The organism is Streptomyces sp. NPDC029151, assembly GCF_055564315.1.
In genome coordinates, this window is the sequence record NZ_JBVHWQ010000017.1 from 34,169 (window position 1) to 59,057 (window position 24,889).

24 protein-coding genes are annotated in these 24,889 nt (G+C 72.1%); 9 read left to right on the forward strand and 15 right to left on the reverse strand.

What is annotated here, in order from left to right:
- Positions 1–84: 84 nt before the first annotated feature.
- From ACZ4VF_RS36660 to ACZ4VF_RS36675, 4 genes are all read right to left on the reverse strand, one after another.
- Positions 85–1,581, reverse strand: a complete 1,497-nt coding sequence (locus tag ACZ4VF_RS36660) for a hypothetical protein (RefSeq protein WP_467931483.1) — start codon at positions 1,579–1,581, stop codon at positions 85–87.
- Positions 1,571–2,128 (reverse strand): DUF6114 domain-containing protein, encoded by a 558-nt coding sequence (locus ACZ4VF_RS36665; protein ID WP_467931484.1) that lies wholly within the window; start codon positions 2,126–2,128, stop codon positions 1,571–1,573. The genes ACZ4VF_RS36660 and ACZ4VF_RS36665 overlap by 11 nt, the downstream gene beginning before the upstream one ends.
- 117 nt (positions 2,129–2,245) lie before the next feature.
- Entirely contained in the window at positions 2,246–2,884 is a 639-nt protein-coding gene (locus ACZ4VF_RS36670; protein WP_467931486.1) for a DUF6230 family protein, read from the reverse strand.
- 624 nt (positions 2,885–3,508) lie between these two features.
- Positions 3,509–4,480 (reverse strand): tetratricopeptide repeat protein, encoded by a 972-nt coding sequence (locus ACZ4VF_RS36675; protein ID WP_467931487.1) that lies wholly within the window; start codon positions 4,478–4,480, stop codon positions 3,509–3,511.
- A gap of 208 nt (positions 4,481–4,688) precedes the next feature.
- Here ACZ4VF_RS36675 and ACZ4VF_RS36680 point away from each other — a divergent pair, with 208 nt between their 5' ends.
- Entirely contained in the window at positions 4,689–5,315 is a 627-nt protein-coding gene (locus tag ACZ4VF_RS36680) for a TetR/AcrR family transcriptional regulator (RefSeq protein WP_467931488.1), read from the forward strand.
- 71 nt (positions 5,316–5,386) lie between these two features.
- On the opposite strand, the gene ACZ4VF_RS36685 is transcribed toward ACZ4VF_RS36680, so the two are convergent.
- From ACZ4VF_RS36685 to ACZ4VF_RS36720, 8 genes are all read right to left on the reverse strand, one after another.
- Positions 5,387–7,087 (reverse strand): acyl-CoA mutase large subunit family protein, encoded by a 1,701-nt coding sequence (locus tag ACZ4VF_RS36685; RefSeq protein WP_467931489.1) that lies wholly within the window; start codon positions 7,085–7,087, stop codon positions 5,387–5,389.
- Positions 7,088–7,161: 74 nt separating this feature from the next.
- Positions 7,162–7,500, reverse strand: a complete 339-nt coding sequence (locus ACZ4VF_RS36690) for a DUF3817 domain-containing protein (protein WP_467931491.1) — start codon at positions 7,498–7,500, stop codon at positions 7,162–7,164.
- A 43-nt stretch (positions 7,501–7,543) separates the two neighbouring features.
- On the reverse strand, positions 7,544–8,053 hold the full coding sequence (locus ACZ4VF_RS36695) for a MarR family winged helix-turn-helix transcriptional regulator (protein WP_467931492.1): 510 nt from the start codon (positions 8,051–8,053) through the stop codon (positions 7,544–7,546).
- A gap of 103 nt (positions 8,054–8,156) precedes the next feature.
- A complete protein-coding gene (locus ACZ4VF_RS36700) occupies positions 8,157–8,807 on the reverse strand; it encodes a TetR/AcrR family transcriptional regulator (RefSeq protein ID WP_467931494.1) in 651 nt (216 codons plus the stop codon).
- Complete coding sequence (locus ACZ4VF_RS36705; RefSeq protein WP_467931495.1) at positions 8,804–9,484, reverse strand: DUF4166 domain-containing protein; 681 nt, start codon at positions 9,482–9,484, stop codon at positions 8,804–8,806. The genes ACZ4VF_RS36700 and ACZ4VF_RS36705 overlap by 4 nt, the downstream gene beginning before the upstream one ends.
- Positions 9,481–10,245, reverse strand: coding sequence for a hypothetical protein (locus tag ACZ4VF_RS36710; protein ID WP_467931496.1), 765 nt, complete (start codon positions 10,243–10,245; stop codon positions 9,481–9,483). The genes ACZ4VF_RS36705 and ACZ4VF_RS36710 overlap by 4 nt, the downstream gene beginning before the upstream one ends.
- A 152-nt stretch (positions 10,246–10,397) precedes the next feature.
- Entirely contained in the window at positions 10,398–10,691 is a 294-nt protein-coding gene (locus ACZ4VF_RS36715; protein WP_467931497.1) for an MTH1187 family thiamine-binding protein, read from the reverse strand.
- Positions 10,688–11,038 carry a DUF3817 domain-containing protein gene (locus ACZ4VF_RS36720; protein WP_467931499.1) on the reverse strand — a complete coding sequence of 117 codons (351 nt, stop codon included), beginning with the start codon at positions 11,036–11,038 and terminating at the stop codon, positions 10,688–10,690. The genes ACZ4VF_RS36715 and ACZ4VF_RS36720 overlap by 4 nt, the downstream gene beginning before the upstream one ends.
- A gap of 153 nt (positions 11,039–11,191) precedes the next feature.
- Here ACZ4VF_RS36720 and ACZ4VF_RS36725 point away from each other — a divergent pair, with 153 nt between their 5' ends.
- From ACZ4VF_RS36725 to ACZ4VF_RS36740, 4 genes are all read left to right on the forward strand, one after another.
- On the forward strand, positions 11,192–11,824 hold the full coding sequence (locus ACZ4VF_RS36725; RefSeq protein WP_467931539.1) for an AIM24 family protein: 633 nt from the start codon (positions 11,192–11,194) through the stop codon (positions 11,822–11,824).
- A gap of 1 nt (position 11,825) precedes the next feature.
- Positions 11,826–12,476: an AIM24 family protein gene (locus tag ACZ4VF_RS36730; protein ID WP_467931500.1), complete on the forward strand. Its 651-nt coding sequence runs from the start codon at positions 11,826–11,828 to the stop codon at positions 12,474–12,476.
- Complete coding sequence (locus ACZ4VF_RS36735; protein WP_467931501.1) at positions 12,473–13,282, forward strand: AIM24 family protein; 810 nt, start codon at positions 12,473–12,475, stop codon at positions 13,280–13,282. The genes ACZ4VF_RS36730 and ACZ4VF_RS36735 overlap by 4 nt, the downstream gene beginning before the upstream one ends.
- 92 nt (positions 13,283–13,374) lie before the next feature.
- Positions 13,375–13,851: a MarR family winged helix-turn-helix transcriptional regulator gene (locus ACZ4VF_RS36740; RefSeq protein WP_189306123.1), complete on the forward strand. Its 477-nt coding sequence runs from the start codon at positions 13,375–13,377 to the stop codon at positions 13,849–13,851.
- Here ACZ4VF_RS36740 and ACZ4VF_RS36745 read toward each other — a convergent pair.
- The 3 genes from ACZ4VF_RS36745 to ACZ4VF_RS36755 form a co-directional block, all read right to left on the reverse strand.
- Positions 13,805–15,064 carry an MFS transporter gene (locus ACZ4VF_RS36745; protein ID WP_467931503.1) on the reverse strand — a complete coding sequence of 420 codons (1,260 nt, stop codon included), beginning with the start codon at positions 15,062–15,064 and terminating at the stop codon, positions 13,805–13,807. The genes ACZ4VF_RS36740 and ACZ4VF_RS36745 overlap by 47 nt on opposite strands.
- Positions 15,065–15,209: 145 nt before the next feature.
- A complete protein-coding gene (gene meaB, locus ACZ4VF_RS36750; protein WP_467931504.1) occupies positions 15,210–16,166 on the reverse strand; it encodes a methylmalonyl Co-A mutase-associated GTPase MeaB in 957 nt (318 codons plus the stop codon).
- A 69-nt stretch (positions 16,167–16,235) separates the two neighbouring features.
- The gene (locus ACZ4VF_RS36755) at positions 16,236–17,435 is read right to left on the reverse strand and encodes an acetyl-CoA C-acetyltransferase (RefSeq protein ID WP_467931505.1); all 1,200 of its coding nucleotides are present in this window, start codon (positions 17,433–17,435) and stop codon (positions 16,236–16,238) included.
- Between the two features lie 150 nt (positions 17,436–17,585).
- Between ACZ4VF_RS36755 and mce the strand changes: the two genes are divergently transcribed.
- The 4 genes from mce to ACZ4VF_RS36775 all read left to right on the forward strand — a co-directional run bounded on the left by mce (position 17,586) and on the right by ACZ4VF_RS36775 (position 24,884).
- Positions 17,586–18,026, forward strand: coding sequence for a methylmalonyl-CoA epimerase (gene mce, locus ACZ4VF_RS36760; RefSeq protein WP_467931507.1), 441 nt, complete (start codon positions 17,586–17,588; stop codon positions 18,024–18,026).
- A 205-nt stretch (positions 18,027–18,231) separates the two neighbouring features.
- Positions 18,232–22,332 (forward strand): polarized growth protein Scy, encoded by a 4,101-nt coding sequence (scy, locus tag ACZ4VF_RS36765; RefSeq protein ID WP_467931508.1) that lies wholly within the window; start codon positions 18,232–18,234, stop codon positions 22,330–22,332.
- Between the two features lie 187 nt (positions 22,333–22,519).
- Positions 22,520–23,455 carry a cellulose-binding protein gene (locus ACZ4VF_RS36770; RefSeq protein ID WP_467931509.1) on the forward strand — a complete coding sequence of 312 codons (936 nt, stop codon included), beginning with the start codon at positions 22,520–22,522 and terminating at the stop codon, positions 23,453–23,455.
- 475 nt (positions 23,456–23,930) lie between these two features.
- The gene (locus ACZ4VF_RS36775) at positions 23,931–24,884 is read left to right on the forward strand and encodes an ABC transporter ATP-binding protein (protein ID WP_467931511.1); all 954 of its coding nucleotides are present in this window, start codon (positions 23,931–23,933) and stop codon (positions 24,882–24,884) included.
- Positions 24,885–24,889: the final 5 nt, after the last annotated feature.

The following is a 24,889-nucleotide window of genomic DNA, read 5'->3' on the forward strand; positions in this document are numbered from 1 at the left end:
GGCCCTGGACGACACCGAGGGCGCCCCCTTCGACAGGGGGCGCCCTCGGTGGTGTGCGGCTCCCGAACCGGCTCGTACGACCGCTCAGTCGGTCGTGTACACGTGCATGCCGGGCACGTGCAGGTTGCCGCCGAACTGCGCCGCCTGGACCACCTTGACGTGGGTGAAGTAGATCAGCGGGATGTTCAGCGGGGGCGGGCTGTCGGGGCTGAACGTCACCGGGATCAGCCCGAACAGGTTGCCCGAGATGCTCTCGGTGTACATCACCGTGTCGCCGCCGGTGATGGTGGACGTCGAGCCCTTGGCCGCCTGGACGTGGTAGGTCTTGTTCGCCTGCTTGTCGTTCACCGTCTGGTGCAGGTCGCCGATGTCGGTGCCGCCGGAGATGACGTACTTCAGCACCTTCTTCGTGGTGCCGCCCGCGGTCCTCACCTCGACTATGCCCTGGTAGTCGGCGCCCTTGAGGAGCAGTGAGCTGGCGTTCAGGTACCAGGGGTCGTCCGCCACCGGCACCTTGTTGTCGACGCCGCCCTTGTCGTCCGTGGCCACCGGGCAGTCCTCGGCGGAGGGGGACTCGCTCGCGGACGGGCTCGGCGTGGCCGACGCGGTCGCGTCCCCGGCCGTCCCGGCGGTGTCCTTGCCGGTCTTGGAGACGGTGCCGGTGGTGTCCTTCACCGTGTCCGAGGTCTTCCCGGCCGTGTCCTTGGCCTTCCCCGCCGTGTCCTTGGCCTTCTCGGCCGTGTCCTTCACGGTGTCGGAGGCGCTGCCGCCCGCGTCCTCGCCACCGCCGGACGAGGTGCCCGTGGGCGAGGGCGACGCGGAGGCGGTCGGGGTCGGCGTCGCGGTCTGCGTCGACGTACCGGAGTCCGTGTCCTTGCCACCGCCGCCGGTGAGGATGTCACCGACCGTGTCGCCGATGGTGTCCAGGACGCCCCCGCCGCCGCTCTGGGTCCGAGGCTGCGACGGCGTGGTCGTGTCACCGGAACCGGAACCCGAGCCGGCAGAACCGGAGTCGGAGCCGGACGGCCCCGTGCCCGATCCGGAGGAGCCGGACGAACCCGTCTCGGAACCGGAGGAACCGGAGGAGCCGGACGAACCGGAGTCCGAAGGGGCGGTCGACTCGGACGTCTTCGTGTCGCCGGAGCCGCCGGAACCCGAACCCGACGAACCCGACGAACCCGACGAACCCGATGAAGAGGAGCCGCCCTCCTCCGTCTTGCCGCTGTCGGCGGTCTGCGACGGCGAGGCCGACGTGCTCGGCGACGCGGACGGCGACGGCGAGGCCGAGGCGTCCTTCTTGTCGTCGCCCAGCGCCTTGACGCAGTCCTTGTACTCGTCGGCCGTCAGGCTCTTCGCCGACGTCGACGGGGACGGGCCGCCGTTGTTGTCGGCGAGGGCGAGCGTGGACGTGAAGCCCATGCCCATGAGCACCGCGGTGGGCATCGCCACGGAGGCTATGGCCTTGCCGGCCGGCATGTGGAACCTGGTGAACAGCGGCTTGCGGGGAGCCGCGTGGCGGGGCCCGGTTCTCGCGCGGGACCCGTCCACATCGGTCCCGCGGGTCACCTCGTCAGCCGGCACTGTGCCTCCCGTTCGCCCCGTTGGCCGGGTTCGTTCCTGACAGGTCGTTCGGCTCGTCCAGTCCGTACACGCGCTGCTCCGGCTGGGGTGCGGCGGCGGGCGAACCGCCCTGGGCCGGTACCGGCCCGGCCGGCGGCTGCGGTTGCGCGGGCGCGCCCGGCGCCCAGGCGATGGCCATCGCCCCGCCGGTCAGCGCGCACAGGAAGCCCACGATGAAGCCGCCGACGTTGGACAGCGGGAGAGACACCAGCGCCAGCAGGATCGCCGCGACGCCCCCGAACACCCGGATGTGCTGCTGGAACCAGAGGATGATCCCGAGGACGAAGAGCAGTCCGCCGATGATCAGGGAACTGGAGCCGCCGGGCGTCCCCATCGTCATCGAGATGTGGCCCAGCTGCACGTGGGCGTACGGGAAGTACAGGATGAGAAAGCCGCCGAGCATGACGAACAGACCGGCCCAGAACGGACGCGTGCCCCGCCAGGCGCGGAACTGCTGCCTCCGGCGGGTGAACTGGCCGGGCTCGGCGGCAGGGGTCTCGGCGCTCATGGAAAACAGCTCCCTGGTGCGGCGTTGCTGTGGTGGTGATGTGTGCCGCGCGTGAGGACGCGGCCGGAGTGTGGACGGGCGGGGGCGCCACCGGCTCCCCCGCCCGTCAGCGAGTGCTTAGAAGCACTCCTTGACACCCGTCGACAGCGACATCTTCAGGCCGCTGAGCTTGAAGGTGCCGGCGGTGGTCGCCCACGCGGTCTGCTTCACGTTCTTCAGCGTGGCCTTGTCGGCCTGCTGCGCGAAGCCCCACGGGTTGGACTGCTCGCCGCCACCCTTCATGCCCGGACCCTTGGAGGCGTCCTTGGCGGCCACGCCGATGTCGATGTTGTCGAACGTCGCATCGGCGGCGAGGTCGGCGACGTCGATGTAGATGTTGTCGGCCTGGACCTTCTCGGCACCGTCACCGCCGGCCCGCAGGATCAGGCTGACGTTGCCGAAGATCGGCACGTCGGGCGTGACCACGGACTGACACAGGTTGGTGATCTCCGCGTGCTTGAACGCCGAGACGGCCACCGGGTGCGCCGTCTTCTTGCCGTCCATCGTGTAGCCGCTGTCGATCGCGCCGTACTGCGCGAAGCCGGTACCGACCAGCTGGTCCGCCGACACCTTGAACGACTGACCGGAAACGCTGAACGAGGCGGCGAGAGCACCCTGCGCGAGGGCGACACCTATCGCAGCCGTAGCGGCGACGCTGGGCACCATGACCACAGCGAACCGCTTCCATCTGGTCCCGCCACGCACCTGGGACTCCATATTTCCTCCTTCTCGGACGTACATCTCCTGGCCCGGACCCGCCCCGAGTCGGGGGCTTCACCGGGCAGGGATGGGAGAAGTGCTACGTCCTCGGGAAGGAGAGCGCCCGCGCTCGGCGGCGCGAACCGCGCCCGAATCACCGGCGATCACCCCCGAGCGACAACCACTGGTCGCGCCTGACACGCATCACGCACAACCTTGCTGGACAGGCTTCACCGGCCGGCGAAGACCCCCCTGCCCAAGAGCCGGCGCCACTGCCGCCGGCTCTGCTCGGTGGGGACCCAGAGTCTCCCGGCGACCCGGCCGGCTGCCGGGGTGCGGGAATGGACCGAGCGTCGCCGATCGTGGTGCATTCTCGGCCCGGACACAAGGGGGTTCGTTACTGGCTAGTAACGGCCGGATAACCGGAGGACGACCGACCGGTCTCGGAGTGCGACGCTCGGTGGCATCGAGGGGCAGAGCAAAGCCGTTGATCCCTGGACGAATCCAGACAGACCAACGGCTTCGATTTACTCCCAGTAACAGCCACCGCGATTACCAAGATTTGGCAAAGTGCGGTCGCCGTGGTGCCTGGTCGGCCAACCTTTCACCCCGGCATCACATGCCGGGGCGTTTAGCGACTGGTCAGAACAGGGCCCGCGCGAGCGCCCTGCGCGCGCCCACCACCCGCGGATCGTCCTGACCCACGACCTCGAACAGCTCCAGCAGCCGGAGCCGTACGGCGTCCCGGTCGTCGCCCGCCGTGCGCTGCACGGTGTCGATCAGCCGCCCGAAGGCGTCCTCGACGTGCCCGCCCACCAGGTCCAGGTCGGCGGCGGCGATCTGCGCCGCGCTGTCCTTCGGCTTCTCGGCGGCCTCCCGGCGCACCTTCTGCGGGTCCATGCCCTGCACCCGCTGGAGCAGCTCGGCCTGGGCCAGGCCGAGCTTGGCCTCCGGGTGGGCCGGGTCGTCGGCCAGCACGTTCTTGTACGCCTGGACGGCCCCGGCGAGGTCGCCGGCGTCCAGCGCCTGTGCGGCGGCGTTCAGCAACGCGTCGTACGGCCCCTCGGTCGCCGCGGCCGGCGCGGTGCCGCCCGGCTCGGCGTCCGGGTCGACGGTCAGGCCGGTCAGCCCGAAGCGCTGCTCGGCGACCTGCACCAGCTGGTCCAGGGTCTGCCGGATCTGCTGTTCGGGGGCCGCCCCCTGGAACAGCGGCAGGGCCTGTCCGGCCACGACGGCGAACACGGCCGGGACACCCTGGATCCCGAACTGCTGCATCAGCATCGGGTTGGCGTCGACATCGATCTTGGCGAGGAGGAAGCGTCCGTCGTACTCGACGGCCAGCCGCTCCAGGACCGGGCTCAGCTGCTTGCAGGGCTGACACCACTCGGCCCAGAAGTCGATGACGACGGGGACTTCGGCGGAGCGCTGCAGGATCTCCCGCTCGAACCCCGCCTCGTCGACGTCGATGACGAGATCGGCCGGGGAGACGGCCCCCGTCCCGCCCTGACGGGCGGCTTCGGCGCGTGCCTGCTCGGCCTTGGTCTTGGCCTCCTGGGCCGCCTTGACCGCGGCGAGGTCGACGACACCGCTCATGGACATGTTCCGTGGCTGCATGCGTCTATCCTCCCCCGATCCCGCGCCTGAATGGAAAAAGCGATGTGCGGCGCCGGGTCCCCACCCACGCCGTGCGGTTGCCGCCCGTGTACGTCCCACACGAGCTTTCGCTACGACCCGTAGCGTAATACCCGGAGGGCACCGCGCGACACCGCACCCCGGTGATCTCCCTCACGACCGCACAGATCTCGCCGGTTATGGTCGAGGAATGCAGAGCCGCACCCCCGCCAGCCGTACCGGGCGCCCGCGCAGCGCCGCGGCGGACACCGCGATCCTGGCCGCGACCCGCGCGGCTCTGGTCGAGCTCGGCTGGTCGAAACTCACCCTGGGAGACGTCGCCACCCGGGCCGGGGTTGCGAAAACGACGCTCTACCGGCGCTGGGCCGGCAAGAACGAACTGGTCGTGGACGCCGTCGCGGAACTCTTCGACGAGCTGGAACTGCCCGACCGCGGCAGCCTCGCCGCCGACATCGAGGGCGTCGTGCTGCAGTTCGCGGCCATCCTGGCCCGCCCGGAGGCCAAGAGCGGCCTGATGGCGGTGGTGGCCGAGGCCACCCGCGACGACGCGCTGCGCGAACGCATCCGCGCCTCCATCGTGGACCGGCAGATGCGCCTGGTGCTGGCGGGCCGCGCCCGGGCCCAGCGGCGCGGCGAACTCCCCCCGGAACCGGACGCCGCCGAGGCCGCCCGCACGGGCGACCTCATCTTCGACGTGGTGGCGGGCGCGGTGGTCCACCGCACCCTGGTCAGCGGCAAACCGGCGGACGAGGAGTGGGTGCGCGGCTTCACCCGGGTCCTGCTGCTGGGCCTGACCTCGTCCGCCGGAACCGCCTAGGGGTCCGGGAACCGCCCGGGAACCCGGGCCCCCGGGAATCCCCGGAGACGCCCGGGAATCCGGGGCTGCCCCTAGAAACCGGCGGGCTCCGTGTACACCCCCCACTCGTCCCGCAGCACGCCGCAGATCTCGCCCAGCGTCGCCTCGGCCCGCACGGCGTCCAGCATCGGCTCGATCATGTTGGCCCCGGACCGCGCGGCGGCGAGCATCCCGTCCAGCGCCACCCGGACCGCCGCCTCGTCCCGCGCCGCCTTCCGCTCGGCGAGCACCCGGACCTGCTCCCGCTCCACCTCGTGGCTGACCCGCAGGATCTCCAGGTCACCGGTGACGGACCCGGTGTGGACGTTGACGCCGACGACCCGCTTGTCGCCCTTCTCCAGCGCCTGCTGGTACCGGAACGCGGACTCCGCGATCTCCCCGGTGAACCAGCCGTCCTCGATCCCGCGCAGGATCCCGGACGTGATCGGCCCGATCGGGTGTCGCCCGTCCGGGTGAGCCCGCAGGCCCCGCTCCTTGATCTGCTCGAAGATCTTCTCCGCGTCGGCCTCGATCCGGTCCGTCAGCTGCTCGACGTACCAGGACCCGCCCAGCGGATCGGCCACGTTGGCGACCCCGGTCTCCTCCATCAGCACCTGCTGCGTGCGCAGCGCGATCTCCGCGGCCTGCTCGCTCGGCAGCGCCAGGGTCTCGTCCAGGGCGTTGGTGTGCAGCGAGTTGGTCCCGCCGAGCACGGCGGCCAGCGCCTCCACCGCCGTACGCACCACGTTGTTGTACGGCTGCTGCGCGGTCAGCGAGACACCCGCGGTCTGCGTGTGGAACCGCAGCCACTGCGCCTTGTCGCTCTTCGCCCCGTACACGTCCCGCATCCAGCGGGCCCAGATCCTGCGGGCCGCCCGGAACTTCGCGATCTCCTCGAAGAAGTCGACGTGGGCGTCGAAGAAGAAGGACAGCCCGGGCGCGAAGACGTCGACGTCGAGACCGCGGCTGAGCCCCAGCTCGACGTACCCGAACCCGTCCGCGAGCGTGTACGCCAGCTCCTGCGCCGCCGTGGCCCCGGCCTCGCGGATGTGGTAGCCGGAGACGGACAGCGGCTTGTACGCGGGGATGCCCGCCGCGCAGTGCTCCATCAGGTCGCCGATCAGCCGCAGGTGGGGCTCGGGCTGGAAGAGCCACTCCTTCTGGGCGATGTACTCCTTGAAGATGTCGGTCTGGAGGGTCCCGTTGAGCACACCCGGGTCGACGCCCTGCCGCTCGGCGGCGACCAGGTACATGCAGAAGACGGGCACGGCCGGACCGCTGATCGTCATGGAGGTGGTGACGTCCCCCAGCGGGATGTCCTTGAACAGCACCTCCATGTCGGCGGCCGAGTCGATGGCGACCCCGCAGTGCCCGACCTCGCCGAGCGAACGGGGATCGTCGGAGTCGCGCCCCATGAGCGTCGGCATGTCGAAGGCGACGGACAGACCCCCGCCGCCGGCGGCGAGGATCATCTTGTACCGCTCGTTGGTCTGCTCGGCGTTGCCGAACCCGGCGAACTGCCGGATCGTCCAGGTGCGGCCGCGGTAGCCGGTCGGATGGAGCCCGCGCGTGAAGGGGTACTCCCCGGGCCAGCCGATCCGCTCGAATCCCTCGTACGTGTCACCCGGCCGGGGCCCGTACACCGGCTCCACGGGGTCGCCGGAGAGCGTGGTGAAGTCCGCGTCGCGCTTGCGCGCGGCGTCGTAGCGGGCCTGCCAGCGTCGGCGGCCCTCCTCGATGGCGTGAGCGTCCATACCTTCGAATTTACTTGGACGTCCTAGTAAATGTCGATGGCAGACCGCCGCACGGCTCCGTACGGCGGTGTCCGCTAGACCTTGGCGACGGCCGGGGCCTGGCCGTCGACCCGGGCCTCCAGCTCGCGGCTGATCTTCCGCTCCACGAAGAAGGCGGCGGTGGGGATCGTCCCCGCGAGCAGCACCCACAGCTGGCGGCCGACCGGCATCCTGGCCTTGGAGCCCAGGTCGAAGGCGAAGATCAGGTAGAGGACGTACAGCCAGCCGTGGGCGATGGCGACGACCCGGGTGAAGTCGGCGGCACCGTCGACGTCCAGCCCGTACTTCGCGATCATGCCCAGGCAGAGCAGCACCAGCAGCACGCCGGTGGTGTAGGCCATGACGCGGTAGCGGGTCAGCACGCTTTTTTTCATGGAGACGAGCGTAACCACCCGTTCCGGGAGATCTTGCCCGGGGTCACTGCTCCTCGAAGTCGTGTGCCGCGATCCGCAGCGGGCGGAGCATCGCGAAGATCTCCCGGCACTCCTCCGCGTCGTACACCCCGAGCCCGAAGTCCATGGCCATCAGGTCGCGGGTGGCCGCGTCGACCACCTCGCGGCCCTTGTCGGTGATGACGGCGAGCGTGCCGCGCCCGTCGTTGGGATTGGGCCGCTTGGCGACCAGGCCCGACCTCACCAGCCGGTCCACGGTGTTCGTCACGGACGTGGGGTGCACCATCAGCCGCTCACCGATCTTGGACATCGGCAGCTCGCCGGCCTTGGAGAAGGTGAGCAGCACCAGTGCCTCGTAGCGGGCGAACGTCAGCCCGTACGGCTTGACCACCGCGTCCACCTCGGCGAGCAGGATCTGCTGGGCCCGCATGATCGAGGTGATCGCGGCCATGGGCGGCACGTTTCCCCAGCGCTGCTTCCAGAGCTCGTCGGCACGGGCGATGGGGTCGAACGGAAGGCTGAGAGGCTTCGGCACGTCATCAGACCCTACCGGCCGGTCATATGCCGGTCAGCTCCGTCTCGCCTTTCGGTCCCCGGGCGGTCACGGGGGCGCGCGCCGAGGGGCCGGGCCCGGGCGGTCAGGGGCGCCCGCGGCGCCGCAGGTGGTGGCGGACGGCCCGCTGGGCGACGGGCCCCAGGGACTCCACCGCGGCCACCAGCGCGCCCAGCTGTTCCAGCGCGTCCAGCGCCGCGTGCGCCCCCGCCTCGTCCACCCCCTCGTACAGCTCGATCCCTACGAAGGACGCCGCCACGGCCCGCGCCAGCCCCGCCGGGTCGGCGAACTCACCGAACGGCGTCGCCGTGAGCACCCGCCCGAGCACCTGCTCGATCTCGGTGATCCACAGGTCGAGCCCGGCCGCCGTGGCCGGACCCAGCGCCGGGTGGGCCGGCGCGCCGGCCAGCAGCTGTCCGAGCAGCGCCACATGTCCCCCGGCCCGCTCGCGCTCGTGGATCTCGCGCCCGACCGCGAGGAGCTCGGAGAGCGAGCCCACCGCGGCGAGCCGCTCGCGGTAGCGGCCCACGGCCTTCTCCGCGCCGTACCGGCAGGCCGCCGCCAGCAGCTCGTCCACGGATCCGAAGTGGTAGAAGACGAGCGCCTGGTTGACGCCGGCCGCCGCCGCCACCGTACGGGCCGAGGTCTTGGCGATGCCCTGTTCGGTGAGCGTCCGCAGCGCCCCCTCCAGCAGCTTGGTCTTGGTCTCCTGCGCCTTCGCGGTCTCCGAGCTCATGCGCGCGCCTCCTCCCGCACCGGCCGCAGCCCGGGCCGCACCCCGCGCGCGCGGACGTCGGTGTACGACGCGGTGAAGGAGCCCTCGTAGCCGAAGAGCGGCCCGACGTACCGGTTCACCACCCGGACCCGGATGCGGAAGCGCCCGGCCCGCTCGTCGTACGCCTCCCGCACCTCGGCCGTGGCGCCGACCAGCTCGGGGACGCGGACGTCCACCGGCCCCTCCCGGAACCGGTGGACACCGGAGCGGATGAGCAGGGAGCCGTCGGGCTCGGCGCGGAAGTGGAGGTCGCTCGCGAGGTGCTGGTGGGTGCCGAGGTAGTCGAGGACGCGGTCGCCCCGGGGGCCGAGCACCATCTGCGCGTCGAAGCGGCGGGCGCGGCCGGGGAGGTGGAAGGTGCGCACGAAGCTCACCGTCTCACGCCCGAAGGTGTCGGCGTAGGGCACGTTCTCGATCACGAAGGGAACGTGGCGGCCGGCCCGGGGGACCAGGATGTTCCGGGTGGCGCCGAGGGCGAGGAACGGCTTCACGAACGCCGGTCCGTGCCAGATCCGGTCCATCACACCCCGGCCGGTGCAGGCCTCGCCGCTGTCCAGGCCCACCGAGAAGCGGCGCCGCAGGGCCGGGTGGAGGCGGTGGAAGTCGGGGCCCATCGCGGTCTGGAAGATCGAGGTCATGCGTTCTTCTCCAAGGTCGCCCAGGGTTCCGGGGGCAGGGGCTGGAGCGTCGTCAGGAGGCGCGGCGCGCGGGCGTGGCCGGCGGGGGCGCGCAGGCAGCGGCGGGCGGCCGGGGTGCCGGCGAGCGGCGCCTTGAACAGGGCGCACCAGACGCCGACCACGAGCAGCAGCGGGCAGAGGTAGGCCGTGCTGTCGGCGAGGGGGCCGAGCGGGCCGGGGAGGGAGCCGCGCAGCAGCCCGGCCAGGCAGCCGGCGAGCAGCAGCGCGCGGAGGGCGAGGGCCCGCTCGGGGCTGATGCCCCGCTCCAGCCAGAGCCGGAGCCGGTCGAAGGACCAGGCGGTCGCCCAGCCCATGAGCGGGCGGAACAGCAGGCGGTCGGCGAGGGCGCCGGGCGCTCCCCACCGGGGGCGGTAGTCGTAGCCGGTGAGGAAGCGGACGCCCTGGGTGTCGGGGACGTAGCGCCAGTAGCCGCTGCCCTCGGCGATCAGGGAGAGGGGGTGCGGGGAGGCGAAGCGCAGGGCGGAGGTGCGGGTGCCGTCGGGGCGCTCCTTCTCCCCGGCGGCGACACCGGTGCCGGAGACCGTGAGGAACGGCAGGACGCGCGTGGCGTACCGGAAGCGCTGGGGCTCGTCCTCCGCGCGCGGGAGGTAGGCGATCTCGGTGAAGCGCAGGTCCCAGCGCTGGTGGCGGGCCGGGTCCTGGGTGCGGGCCCACAGCTCGTCCAGGTCGGCGCGGATGTGTGTCTCTATGTAGAGACCCATGTGTTCCCCCACGTCAGCACGGTGTTTGAGCGAGTGCTCAAATCGTCTGGCGCCGAACGTACACCTATTTGAGCGATCGCTCAAACATGCGGAACGGAAAAACCCCGGCCCTCAGGACCGGGGTTGGCCGCCGGAGCGGGAGACGGGCGGGGCTACCCGGCCAGGTACCGCTCGACGGTCTCGACCTTCGAGGTGAGGCCGTCCGTCACGCCGGGCCGGATGTCGGCCTTGAGGACGAGGGAGACGCGGGGCGCGCGCGCCTCCACGGCGGCGACGGCGCGCTTGACGACGTCCATGACCTCGTCCCACTCGCCCTCGACGGAGGTGAACATGGCGTCGGTGCGGTGGGGCAGCCCCGACTCGCGGACCACGCGCACGGCGTCGGCGACGTACTCCCCCACGTCCTCACCGACACCGAGGGGCGTCACGGAGAAGGCGACGATCATGCGTTCACGACCCCTTCCTTGCGGGCGCGGGCGGCGATGACGGCGTCCTCGGCCTCGCGGCGCAGCGCGCGCTCGATGACGAACCCGCCGCCGGGGATGAAGGAGTAGGCGAAGTAGAGGGCGGCCTTGCCCTTGTTCCACTTGGTGCGGTTCCACGCGTCCAGCCAGAAGAGCACGTAGAGGACGAACAGCACGCCGTGGATCGGGCCGAGCACCGGGGCGACGTCGAAGCCGGAGGCCACCGTGTACTTGATGACCGTGCACGTCGCGAGCACGATCCAGGAGATGCCCTCCGGCACGGAGACCAGGCGCAGGCGGCGGATGGCGGAGGCTGTCTTCAGGTCCACGGTTCACCTTCGGTGGGAGAGTCGTTTGTGAACGCACGCACAAGCGTTCCCCCATTGTGGCAAACCTCGTCCCTAGGGGTCCGCTCAGGGTGGGTATCCACCCACGGGCCCTGTTCCGTCCACCCGCCCGGCGGCTACGTTCGCAGCGTGGCGATGTTCCGACTCCAAGGGAGCAAGGTGCTCGCCGTCGACATGACCGGGGACGCCGTCAAGGCGAAGAACGGCTCGATGGTCGCGTACGACGGGCGGATGGCCTTCAAGAAGCTGAGCGGCGGCGGCGAGGGGCTGCGCGGGATGGTGACCCGGCGGCTCACCGGCGAACAGATGACGGTGATGGAGGTGAAAGGACACGGGACCTGCTGGTTCGCGGACCGGGCGTCCGAGATCAACCTGGTCAGCCTCCAGGGCGACAGGCTCTGCGTCGAGGCGGGCAACCTGCTGGCGACGGACGCGGGGCTGAGAACGGGCACGACGTTCACGGGGCTGCGCGGGGCCTCGCAGGGCAACGGCCTGTTCACCACGACCGGGGAGGGCCACGGCCAGGCGGCGATCCTCTCCGACGGCCCGGCGGTCGTCCTCCGGGTCAGCCCGCAGTACCCGCTGATCGTGGACCCGGGCGCCTATGTGGCGCACCAGGGCGATGTCCGGCAGTCCTTCCAGTCCGGTGTGACCTTCCGCACGCTCCTCGGGGAGGGCGGCGGCGAGGCGTTCCAGATCCGCTTCGAGGGCGACGGGCTGGTGTACGTGCAGCCGAGCGAGCGGAACACGATCGCGGGGGACGTGTGAGATGACCTTCCGAGAGATCAACTCCAAGATGGTCGAGGCGACCGTGGCGCCCGGGCAGCGGCTGTTCAGCCAGCGCGGGGCGATGCTCGCCTACCGGGGCGAGGTGTCCTTCACGCCCAACGTGCAGGGCGGCCAGGGCGGGCTGATGTCCATGATCGGGCGCCGGGTGGCCGGCGAGGCGGCCCCGCTGATGACCGTGGAGGGCAGCGGCACGGTCTTCTTCGGGCACGGCGGTCACCACGTCCATGTGATCACCCTCTCCGGGGACACCCTCTGCGTCGAGGCGGACCGGCTGCTCGCCTTCGAGGGCACGCTGCGGCAGGGCACGATGTTCCTCGGATCGCAGGGCGGCGTCATGGGCATGGTGCGGGGGCAGGTGACGGGGCAGGGCCTGTTCACCACGACCCTCCAGGGGCACGGCTCGGTGGCCGTCATGGCGCACGGCGGAGTCTTCGAGATCCCGGTCACCCCGCAGCGCCCGGTCCATGTCGATCCCCAGGCCTACGTCGCCCACCACGGCGAGATCCGCAACAAGCTGTCCACGGCGCTGGGCTGGCGCGAGATGGTCGGCCGGGGCTCCGGCGAGGCCTTCCAGCTGGAGCTGAGCGGCACCGGCACGGTCTACGTCCAGGCGTCGGAGGAGAAGCTGTGAGCACCTACGGAACTCCGGGCGCCGGACCGGTCGTGTACGACCCGGTGACCCTGCCGGCCGACGACAACGTGAACCCCTACACCTTCTGCGTGGAGCTGAAGAGCGGGCAGTGGTTCCTGCAGAAGGGAAAGATGATCGCCTACTACGGGGCGATCGAGTTCAACGGCATCGGACTCGGGCGACTCGACCGACTTGTCCGGAGTTCCTTTCATTCACCACTGCACGCGAGCGACTGGGTGGTGGCGGAGGGCTCCGGGAAGATGCTGCTGGCCGACCGGGCCTTCGACGTCAACTCCTACGACCTGGACGACGGGAACTTGACCATTCGCGCGGGCAACCTGCTCGCTTTTCAGCCAAGTCTCGCGCTGAAGCAATCGATCGTGCCGGGTTTTCTGACCCTTATCGGAACCGGGAAGTTCGTGGCCGCATCTAACGGTCCGGTGGTGTTCGTGGAACCTCCGGTCCGGGTCGACCCTCAGGCGCTCGTCGGGTGGGCCGACTGCCCGTCCCCGTGCCATCACTACGACCACGGGTACCTGACGGGTGTACTGGGCGGTCTACGTGCGATGACGGGCTTCGGCGGGGTCTCCGGGGAGGAGCACCAGTTCGAGTTCGCGGGCGCCGGGACGGTCCTGCTGCAGTCGACGGAGACCCTGATGGCCGAGGCCGCGACAGGGGCGGTTCCGCCCGAACCCGGGGTCCCCGGAGGTGGCGGAACGGCACCAGGCGGACACGGTCCGCAATCGTCGGGTGCACCGCGCCTTCCCGGACAGCTGGGAGACCTCCAGCGTCGCTTCGGGCTGTGAGCGGTAGTCTGCGGAGTGTGACGTCGAACGCGTGCGCACAGTCACACCACCCGAAGTAGTTCGTCATTCAACTTCTTAGGTAGACTTCATTCATGGAGACCGAGACGGCCACGCGCTGGCTGACCGATGCGGAGCAGTGCGCCTGGCGCACCCACCTGGAGGTCAACAGGCTGTTGACGTACCAGCTCGAGAAGGATCTGCAGCCGTTCGGCCTGACAATGAACGACTACGAGATCCTCGTGAACCTGTCCGAGTCGGAAGACGTACGGATGCGGATGAGCGACCTCGCCTCCGCGACCCTCCAGTCCAAGAGCCGGCTCTCGCACCAGATCACGCGCATGGAGAACGCGAACCTGGTGCGCCGGGAGAACTGCGAGTCGGACCGGCGGGGGCTCTACGCCGTGCTCACCGAGCACGGCATGGAGACGATGCGGAAGGTCGCGCCGCACCACGTGTCGTCGGTCCGGCGGCACTTCATCGACCTGCTGTCGGCCGACGCGCTGATGGAACTCGACAAGGCGCTCAAGCCGATCGCCGAGCACCTGAGAGGGCAGCGGGGGCGTCCCTGAACCCGCGGCCCGCGGCCACGGCGGGCAGTACGGCCACCCCTCCCGCCAGGAGGAAGCACGCCCCCAGCGGCACCCGGCCGATCAGCAGGCCCATCGCCATCGCCCCGCCCGAACTCCCCGTGTTGACCGCCATGTTCACCCAGGCCCCGGCCCGGGTGCGGGTGGCCTCGGTCGCCGACTCGTCGGCCAGGAGGTAGGCCGTGGTCAGGGCGGGAGCGACGAACGCGCCCGCGAGGGCCATCACCCCGGTGAGGGTCCACAGGCCGGGGGCCAGGGCCGCCGCCGCCGCCAGGGTCAGACCCAGGGCCGCGGCGAACCGGTACAGCCGGGCGCGGGCGGTCATGCGCCAGCGCAGTGCCCCGTTGGCCAGACCGCCCAGCGCGCTGCCCGCCGAGAGCGCGCCCAGCACCCAGGGGACCAGGGCGGGATCGTAGGAGCGCTCGGTGGCGAACGCCATCACCAGCAGCTCCACGGAGCTGAGGGCGAGCCCCACGGCCAGGGCGACCGCGACCGGCGGCAGCAGGCCCCGCACCGGGGCCTGCCGCCGTTCGCCGCGGGCGGCGGGGCGGGGGGCGGTCATCGCCGGGGAGGTGACGAAGGCCCGGGTGCCGACCGTGTTCAGCGCGGCGCTCAGCAGGATGCCGGCGGCGGGCGGGGCGAAGAGCACGAGCCCGCCGACGAGGGCGGGGCCGGAGACGTACAGCAGTTCCTCGGCGACGCCGTCCAGGCTGTAGGCGCGCTGCAGCAGCGCCCGGTCCGCGACCAGTTCGGACCACAGGGCGCGCATGACCGGGCCCAGCGGCGGCGCGCAGCAGCCCGCGAGCGCGGCCGCCGCGGCGACGGCCGCCGCCGGCGCCCCGGGGCGCCAGGTCAGCGCGGCCAGGACGGTCAGCAGGGCGCCGTAGAGCACGGACATGGTCAGCAGGACCCGGCGCGGGCCGGCCGGCCTCCCCCCGCGCGGGCCGGGCCGGGCGTGCGAGCGGTCGATCAGGGCGGCCCTCAGCGGCATCAGGAAGACCGTCGTCGCCCCGAACAGGGACAGCGTGAGGCCGGAGACGGCCCAGGAGCCGGTGGCCCGGGTGCCGGACAGCAGGACGGCGAGGGAGACGGTGCCGTAGGACAGGCGGGCCGCCAGCGCGGCGGTGAAGGTGCGGCGCGCGTGCGGGACGCGCAGGACGGCGGCGTACGAGGGCCGCGAGGGGTGCGTGGACACGCGGGGGTTCCTCCGGGAGAGGCGAAAGAGGGACACCGAAGGGCGCGGTGGCCTTTTCCGACGGCCCCGCGCTCCCGGGTGCGCTCTACGCCTGGGAGAGGAACATGGCGGTCAAGCTAGCAGTACGCCGGCGGACCGGCCAGGGTCAGCCCTGTGTCAGGCCCGCGACCAGCTCGTCGGCCGCGCGGTACGGGTCGAGTTCGCCGGCGACGATCCGCTCGGCGAGGGCGCTGAGGCGGCGGTCGCCGTGCAGGTCGCCGATGCGTTCGCGCAGCGCGGTGACGGCGATGGTCTCCACCTCGCGGGCCGCGCGGGCCCTGCGGCGCTCGGCGAGGACGCCGCGCTCCTCCATCCAGGCCCGGTGCTTCTCCAGGGCCTCCACCACCTCGTCGACGCCCTCGGCGCGGGCCGCGACGGTCTTCACGATCGGCGGCCGCCAGTCGCCGGGGCCGCGGGCCTCGCCCAGGCCCAGCATGTGGTTCAGCTCGCGGGCGGTGGCGTCGGCGCCGTCCCGGTCGGCCTTGTTGACGACGTACACGTCGCCGATCTCCAGGATCCCGGCCTTCGCCGCCTGGATGCCGTCGCCCATGCCGGGGGCCAGCAGGACCACGCTGGTGTCCGCCTGGGAGGCGATCTCCACCTCCGACTGGCCCACGCCGACCGTCTCGACCAGGATCACGTCGCAGCCCGCCGCGTCCAGCACCCGGATGGCCTGCGGGGCCGCCCAGGCGAGGCCGCCGAGGTGACCGCGGGTGGCCATCGAGCGGATGTAGACGCCGGGGTCGGAGGCGTGGTCCGACATCCGGACCCGGTCGCCGAGCAGCGCGCCGCCGGAGAACGGGGACGAGGGGTCGACGGCCAGGACGCCGACCCGTCTGCCCTGCTTGCGGTAGGCGGTGACCAGGGCGGAAGTGGAGGTGGACTTGCCGACGCCGGGCGAGCCGGTCAGGCCGACCACATAGGCGTTCCCGGTGAGCGGCGCGAGCGCCGCCATCACCTCCCTGAGCTGCGGGGACGCCCCCTCCACGAGGGAGATCAGCCGGGCCACGGCCCGGGGCCGGCCTTCCCTGGCCTGGGCCACCAGAGAGGAGACGTCCTGCATCACAGCTCCGTTCACTTCACCGACGTACCGGAATCAGGCCTGGGGTACCGGGACCAGGCCCACGGTGTCTCAGGCCTTCGGTACCCGCACGATCAGGGCGTCGCCCTGGCCGCCGCCGCCGCACAGCGCGGCCGCGCCGACACCGCCGCCGCGGCGCTTCAGCTCCAGCGCCAAGTGGAGCACGATCCGGGCGCCGGACATGCCGATCGGGTGGCCCAGCGCGATCGCGCCGCCGTTGACGTTCACCTTTTCCGTGGACACGCCGAGGTCCTTCATTGACTGCACGGCGACGGCGGCGAAGGCCTCGTTGATCTCGATGAGGTCCAGGTCGGAGACGTCCAGCCCCTCCTTCTTCAGGGCGTGCCGGATGGCGTTGGACGGCTGGGACTGCAGCGAGTTGTCCGGGCCGGCCACATTGCCGTGCGCGCCGATCTCGGCGAGCCAGGTCAGGCCCAGTTCCTCGGCCTTGGCCTTGCTCATCACGACGACCGCGGCGGCGCCGTCGGAGATCTGCGAGGAGGTGCCGGCGGTGATGGTGCCGTCCTTGGCGAAGGCCGGGCGGAGCTTGGCCAGGGACTCCGCGGTGGTGTCGCCGCGGATGCCCTCGTCCTTGCTGAACAGCACCGGGTCGCCCTTGCGCTGCGGGATCTCCACCGGCGTGATCTCGGCCTCGAACAGGCCGTTCTTCTGTGCGGCGGCGGCCCGCTGGTGGGACAGCGCGGCGATCTCGTCCTGCTCGGGGCGCTTGATGCCGAGGCGGGCGTTGTGCTTCTCGGTGGACTCGCCCATCGGGATGTTCTCCCACGGGTCGGTCAGGCCGTCGTGGGCCATCGCGTCGAGCATCTGCACCGCGCCGTACTTGAAGCCCTCGCGGGACTTGGGCAGCAGGTGCGGGGCGTTGGTCATGGACTCCTGGCCGCCCGCGACGACGATGTCGAACTCGCCGGCGCGGATCAGCTGGTCCGCGAGGGCGATGGCGTCGAGGCCGGAGAGACACACCTTGTTGATGGTGAGCGCCGGGACGTTCATGGGGATGCCGGCCTTGACGGCGGCCTGGCGGGCCGGGATCTGGCCCGCTCCGGCCTGCAGGACCTGGCCCATGATCACGTACTGCACCTGGTCGCCGCCGATCCCCGCACGGTCGAGGGCGGCCTTGATCGCGAAGCCGCCCAGGTCGGCTCCGGAGAAGGACTTGAGCGAGCCCAGCAGCCGCCCCATGGGCGTCCGGGCGCCCGCGACGATCACCGAGCTGGTCGTTCCAGAAGACATGAGGTGCGATCCCCTTCCAGCTGCCGCGCAGCCGAGGAGTGAACGAGGGTTTACTTCGAATGTACTGAGCGGTTGGACACGGCGTCACCGGCCTGCCGGTGTGATCGCGCGCACGTTGCGTAACCACCCCCGGAGCGCTGCACTGAGTTCATGCTGACGCGAATCGACCACATCGGGATCGCCTGCCACGACCTCGACGCGACCGTCGAGTTCTACCGGGCCACGTACGGCTTCGAGGTGTTCCACACCGAGGTCAACGAGGAACAGGGCGTGCGCGAGGCCATGCTCAAGATCAACGAGACCTCGGACGGCGGCGCCTCCTACCTCCAGCTGCTGGAACCGACCCGTGAGGACTCCACGGTCGCCAAGTGGCTCGCCAAGAACGGGGAGGGCGTCCACCACATCGCCTTCGGCACGGCGGACGTCGACGCGGACTCCGAGGAGATCCGCGGCAAGGGCGTCCGGGTGCTCTACGAGGAGCCGCGGAAGGGCTCCATGGGGTCGCGGATCACCTTCCTCCACCCCAAGGACTGCCATGGTGTTCTGACAGAACTGGTCACTTCGGCCCCTGTTGAGTCACCTGAGCACTGACCCCCGTACATAAGGGCCGGTAGGGTTGGGGGCGATCGTCCCCGAAACGGGGACGGTCGCATGCCGGGGTCCGGGTTTCGGGGGACGTGCGTCGGGGCAGCAGCCCGTGCTCCGCCGTTGATCTGACACCATTCCCCGGGGGCCCCGTTCGGCGGAGGACGAGGCTCGTTGGAGAAGCTGACCAGGGGACGGATGGGACCGCGCAGTGCGGGGCTACGAGAGCCAGGAGCGAGAGCCGGCGGCTGACGTCGACCACCTCTCTCGGTTCGAGGCCGAGATGAAGCGGCTGAGGACCGAGCGCGAGAAGGCGATCCAGCACGCCGAGGACCTCGGCTACCAGGTCGAGGTGCTGCGCGCCAAGCTGCACGAGGCGCGGCGCACCCTCATGACCCGGCCCGCCTACGACGCGGGTGACATCGGCTACCAGGCCGAGCAGTTGCTCCGCAACGCCCAGATGCAGGCCGAGCAGCTGCGCCAGGACGCCGAGCGGGAGCTGAGCCAGGCCCGGGCGCAGACCCAGCGCATCCTCCAGGAGCACGCCGAGCAGGCCGCCCGGCTCCAGGCCGAGCTGCACCAGGAGGCGGTGACCCGGCGCCAGCAGCTCGACCAGGAGCTGGCCGAGCGCCGCGCCACCGTCGAGTCGCACGTCAACGAGAACGTCGCCTGGGCGGAGCAGCTGCGCGCCCGGACGGAGCAGCAGGCTCGCCGGCTGCTGGAGGAGTCCCGCGCGGAGGCCGAGCAGGCGATGGCCGCCGCCCGCGCGGAGGCCGAGCGGCTGACCCGGGAGGCCCGGGAGCGGCTGCAGAGCGAGGCCGAGTCGGCGCGCGCGGAGGCCGAGCAGATCCTGCGCCGGGCCCGCACGGACGCCGAGCGGCTGCTGAACGCGGCCTCCACGCAGGCCCAGGAGGCCACCGAGCACGCCGAGCAGCTGCGCACGGCGACGGTCACCGAGTCGGACGCGGCCCGCCGGCAGGCCGCCGAACTGAGCCGGGCCGCCGAGGAGCGGATGACCGCGGCCGAGGAGGCGCTGCGCAAGGCGCAGGCCGAGGCCGAGAAGGTGGTCACCGAGGCGAAGGAGGCCGCCGCCAAGGCCCTCGCCGGCGCCGAGGCCGCCAACGAGACCCGCACGCGCACCGCCAAGGAGCAGGTCGCCCGGCTGGTCGAGGAGGCCACCAAGGACGCCGAGCACACCAGGTCCGAGGCCGAGCAGCTGGTCGCGGATGCCCGGGCCGAGGCCGAGAAGATCGTCGCCGAGGCCGCCGAGAAGGCCCGCACGATCACCGCCGAGGAGACGGCCACCCAGCTGTCCAAGGCGGCCAGGACCGCCGAGGAGGTCCTCAACAAGGCGTCCGAGGACGCCCGGAAGACCACCAGGGCCGCCGCCGAGGAGGCCGAGCGGATCCGCTCGGAGGCCGAGACCGAGGCGGACCGGCTGCGCGCCGAGGCGCACGACATCGCCGAGCAGCTCAAGGGCGCGGCCAAGGACGACACCAAGGAGTACCGCGCCAAGACGGTCGAGCTGCAGGAGGAGGCCCGCCGGCTGCGCGGCGAGGCCGAGCAGCTGCGCGCCGACGCGGTCGCCGAGGGCGAGTCGATCCGTGCGGAGGCCCGCCGGGAGGCGGTGGCGCAGATCGAGGAGGCGGCCAAGTCCGCCGAGGAGCTGCTGGCGAAGGCCAAGGCGGACGCCGACGAGCTGCGGCAGAGCGCGACCGCCGACAGCGAGAAGGTCCGCACCGAGGCCATCGAGCGCGCCACGAGCCTGCGCCGGCAGGCCGAGGAGACCCTGGAGCGCACCCGCAAGGAGGCCGAGCGGCTGCGCGCCGAGGCCGCCGAGCAGGCCGAGACGGTCGCCGCGGACGCCGAGAAGGCCGCGCGGGAGCTGCGCGAGGAGACCGAGAAGGCCGTCGAGGCCCGCCGTGCCGAGGCCGCCGAGGAGCTGGCGCGGCTGCAGACGGAGGCGCAGGAGCGGCTGGCCTCGGCCGAGCAGGCGCTGACCGACGCCCGGGAGGCGGCCGCCCGGATCCGCAAGGAGGCCGCCGAGGAGACCGAGCGGCTGCGCGCGGAGTCCGCCGAGCGGATCCGTACGCTCCAGCAGCAGGCCGAGGCCGAGGCCGAGCGGCTGCGCGACGAGGCCGCGTCCGACGCGTCCGCCTCCCGCGCCGAGGGCGAGGCCGTCGCCGTACGGCTGCGGTCCGAGGCCGCCGCCGAGGCCGAGCGGCTGAAGGCGGAGGCGCAGGACACCGCCGACCGGGTGCGCGCGGAGGCGCAGGCCGCCGCCGAGCGGCTCGGGGCGGAGGCGTCCGAGACGCTGGCCGCCGCGCAGGAGGAGGCCGCCCGGCGCCGCCGCGAGGCCGAGGAGCTCCTCGGCGCGGCCCGCGAGGAGGCCGGCCAGGAGCGTCAGCGGGCCCGGGAGCAGAGCGAGGAGCTGCTGGCGTCCGCCCGCAAGCGGGTGGAGGAGGCGCAGGCCGAGGCCACCCGGCTGGTGGAGGAGGCCGACCGGCGGGCCACCGAGATGGTCACCGCCGCCGAGCAGCACGCGCAGCAGGTCCGCGACTCCGTCGCCGGGCTGCACGAGCAGGCGCAGGAGGAGATCGCCGGGCTGCGTTCGGCCGCCGAGCACGCGGCGGAGCGCGCGAAGCGGGAGGCCGAGGAGGAGGCGGACCGGGTCCGCGCCGACGCCTACGCGGAGCGGGAGCGGGCCGGCGAGGACGCCACCCGGATCCGGCGCGAGGCGGACGAGGAGTCGGAGGCCGCCAAGGCGCTGGCCGAGCGGACGATGGCGGAGGCCATCGCGGAGGCCGAACGGCTGCGCGCGGACGCCGGCGACTACGCCCAGCGGGTGCGCACCGAGGCGTCGGACGCGCTGGCCGAGGCGGACCAGGCGGCGGCCCGTACCCGTGCGGACGCCCGCGAGGACGCCAACCGCATCCGCTCGGACGCGGCCACCCAGGCCGACACCCTCATCACCGAGGCCCGCAACGAGGCCGAACGGCTCCAGACCGAGACCGTCGCCGAGGCCGACCGGGTGCGCACGGAGGCGCTCGCGGAGGCGGAGCGGCTCCAGGCGGAGACCGCCGCCGAGGCGGAGCGGATCCGCGCGGAGGCGTCGGAGACGCTCACCGAGGCCAACGAGGCGGCGACGCGTACCCGCGCGGAGGCCCGCGAGGACGCCAACCGCATCCGTTCCGACGCGGCCACCCAGGCCGACACCCTCATCACCGAGGCCCGCAACGAGGCCGAACGGCTCCAGACCGAGACCGTCGCCGAGGCCGACCGGGTGCGTGCCGAGGCGCTCGCGGGTGCCGAGCAGCTGCTCGCCGAGGCCACCGACGAGGCCGAGCGGCTGCGCGCGGAGGCCGCGGAGACGGTCGGTTCCGCACAGGCGCACGCCGAGCGGCTGCGGGCCGAGGCGGAACGCGCCAGGACGGACGCGGAGGCGGAGGCCGAGCGGCTCGTCGGCTCCGCGCGCGAGGAGGCCGAGCGGACCCTGGACGAGGCCCGCAAGGACGCCAACAAGCGGCGTTCGGAGGCGGCCGAGCAGGTCGACAAGCTCATCACGGAGACCACGGCGGAGGCCGACAAGCTGCTCACCGAGGCGCAGAAGCAGGCGCTGAAGACCACCGCGGACGCCGAGTCGCAGGCCGACACGATGGTCGGCGCGGCCCGCAGCGAGGCGGAGCGGATCGTCTCCGAGGCCACCATCGAGGGCAACTCGCTGGTGGAGAAGGCGCGCACGGACGCGGACGAGCTCCTGGTCGGCGCCCGCCGGGACGCCACCGCGATCCGGCAGCGCGCGGAGGAGCTGCGCGACCGCATCACCAGCGAGATCGAGGAGCTGCACGAGCGGGCCCGCCGCGAGGCCGCCGAGACGATGAAGTCCACCGGCGACCGCTGCGACGCGCTCATCAAGGCCGCCGAGGAGCAGCTGGCGAAGGCCGAGGCGAAGGCGAAGGAGCTGGTCTCGGACGCCGGTTCGGAGGCGGGCAAGGTACGGATCGCCGCCGTGAAGAAGGCGGAGGGCCTGCTCAAGGAGGCCGAGCAGAAGAAGGCCAGCCTGATCAAGGAGGCCGAGGAGCTGAAGGCGGAGGCGATCCGCGAGGCCCGGCGGACGGTCGAGGAGGGCAAGCGGGAGCTGGAGATCCTGGTGCGCCGGCGCGAGGACATCAACGCCGAGATCTCCCGGGTCCAGGACGTCCTGGAGGCGCTGGAGTCCTTCGAGGCGCCCGGGTCCGGCAAGGACGGCGGGGTCAAGGCGGGCGCCTCGGTGGGCGCCCCCCGTTCGGGTGGCAAGTCGTCAGAGAGCTAGCGCACGGGGTAGGTTCCGTTGTCTTCTGGGGGCTTTGCCCGACTCCTTGGCAAGCCGTCCGACGGTCAGCCACTCAAAAGGGGTGCCATTCTCCAGATCAAAACCGTATCCGCTCGATGACACACCGCTTCGGCCCCTAGGATTCCCCTTATCACCTCACTCACCGGTCTCATTCGACAGGAACCCCATGAGCGACACTTCCCCCTACGGCTTTGAGCTTGTGCGGCGTGGATACGACCGCGCTCAGGTGGACGAACGTATCTCCAAGCTCGTCTCCGACCGTGACAGCGCTCTCACCCGCATCACCGCCCTGGAGAAGCGCATCGAGGAACTGCACCTCGAAACGCAGAACGCCCAGGCCCAGATCACGGATGCCGAGCCGTCGTACGCGGGTCTCGGCGCGCGGGTCGAGAAGATCCTGCGGCTGGCCGAGGAAGAGGCCAAGGAGCTGCGTGAGGAGGCCCGGCGGGCGGCCGAGCAGCACCGCGACCTCGCCGAGTCGGCAGCCCAGCAGGTCCGCAACGACGCCGAGTCCTACGCGGCCGAGCGCAAGGCCAAGGCCGAGGACGAGGGCGTCCGGATCGTCGAGAAGGCCAAGGCGGACGCGGCCCAGCTGCGCACCGAGGCGCAGAAGGACGCGCAGTCCAAGCGCGAGGAGGCGGACGCCCTCTTCGAGGAGACCCGCGCCAAGGCCGCGCAGGCCGCCGCCGACTTCGAGACCAACCTGGCCAAGCGCCGTGAGCAGTCCGAGCGCGACCTGGCCTCGCGTCAGCAGAAGGCCGAGAAGCGGCTCGCCGAGATCGAGCACCGGGCCGAGCAGCTGCGCCTGGAGGCCGAGAAGCTGCGCACCGACGCCGAGCGCCGCGCCCGCCAGACGGTGGAGACCGCCCAGCGCCAGGCCGAGGACATCGTTGCGGACGCCAACGCCAAGGCCGACCGGATCCGTTCGGAATCCGAGCGCGAGCTGGCGGCGCTGACCAACCGCCGCGACTCCATCAACGCCCAGCTGACGAACGTCCGCGAGATGCTGGCCACGCTGACCGGTGCCGCGGTGGCCGCGGCCGGCACGTCCACGGACGACGAGCCGATCTCCCGGGGCGTTCCGGCCCAGCAGTCCCGGTAGGTCCGGGCAGTCGTACGACCGCCGGGGGGCGGTGGGACCCGGTCCCGCCGCCCCTTCGCCGTCGCTAACGCAGTGGGGCCCCCGTCCTCGGCCCGGGCGCTCGACGGCTGGTGGTCCTCGGCCTTGCCGGGGCGCCGGTCGGTGAACCTGCCGATGGTGAGCAGGCGGGCGAGGCAGCCGGCGGAGGCGAGCGCGAACGCCAGGAGGAGCGTGGGGGCGGTGCCGTCCGGGACGGACGTCCAGCACAGGACGAGGGACGCCACCGCGAGCCCGGCCGCCGCACCGAAGGCCACCACCGCGAGCCCCGCCGGCGCCCCGCGCCACCCCGTACGCGGCCTGCCGTCCCGGCCCACCGTCTCCCCCGGCCGTGCTCCGCCCCCGGCGCCCCTCGCGCCGTTCAGGGAGGCTGCACACCGCGCCCCCTCGGGTGGCGGCTCGAGTGGCAGCCGCCCCGAGCCCGTCCTAGCGTGGCCGCATGATCGAGCTGGAGGGGCTGACCAAGCGGTACGGCGACAAGGTGGCGGTCGACCGACTGACCTTCACCGTGAGACCGGGCGTCGTGACGGGGTTCCTGGGACCCAACGGCGCCGGGAAGTCCACCACCATGCGGATGATCCTCGGGCTCGACCACCCCACGGCCGGCGACGTCCGCATCGACGGCACGCACTACGCCCGGCTCAGGGACCCGCTGACGTGCATCGGCGCGCTGCTGGACGCGAAGGCCGTGCACGGCGGCCGGAGCGCCTACCACCACCTGCTGTGCCTCGCCCAGAGCAACGGCATCCCGGCCGGCCGGGTCGCCGAGGTGCTGGAGACCGTCGGGCTGACCGCGGTGGCGCGGAAGAAGGCCAAGGGGTTCTCGTACGGCATGGGGCAGCGGCTCGGGATCGCCGCCGCGCTGCTCGGCGACCCGCGGATCGTGATGTTCGACGAGCCGGGGAACGGGCTGGACCCGGAGGGCATCCACTGGATCCGGAACCTGATGAAGTCGCTGGCGGCGCAGGGCCGCACGGTGTTCGTCTCCAGCCACCTGATGAGCGAGATGGCGCTGACGGCCGATCACCTGGTGGTCATCGGGCAGGGGCGGCTGCTCGCGGACACCTCGATGGCCGACTTCATCCGGGCGAACGCGCGGTCGTACGTGCGGATCCGCTCACCGCAGCGCGAGCGGCTCCTCGACGTGCTGCACCAGGCGGGGATCACCGTCGTGGAGGCGGGCGGCGAGGCGCTGGAGGTGGAGGGCGACAAGGCCGGGCAGATCGGTGAGCTGGCCGCGCGGCACGGACTCGTGCTGCACGAGCTGAGCCCGCGGCAGGCCTCGCTGGAGGAGGCGTTCATGCAGCTGACGGCCGAGGCCGTGGAGTACCACGCGCGCACCGGACCCGCCGCGGTCCCGCGTGGCCGGGACGCCGGCTGGAAGGGAGCCTGAGAATC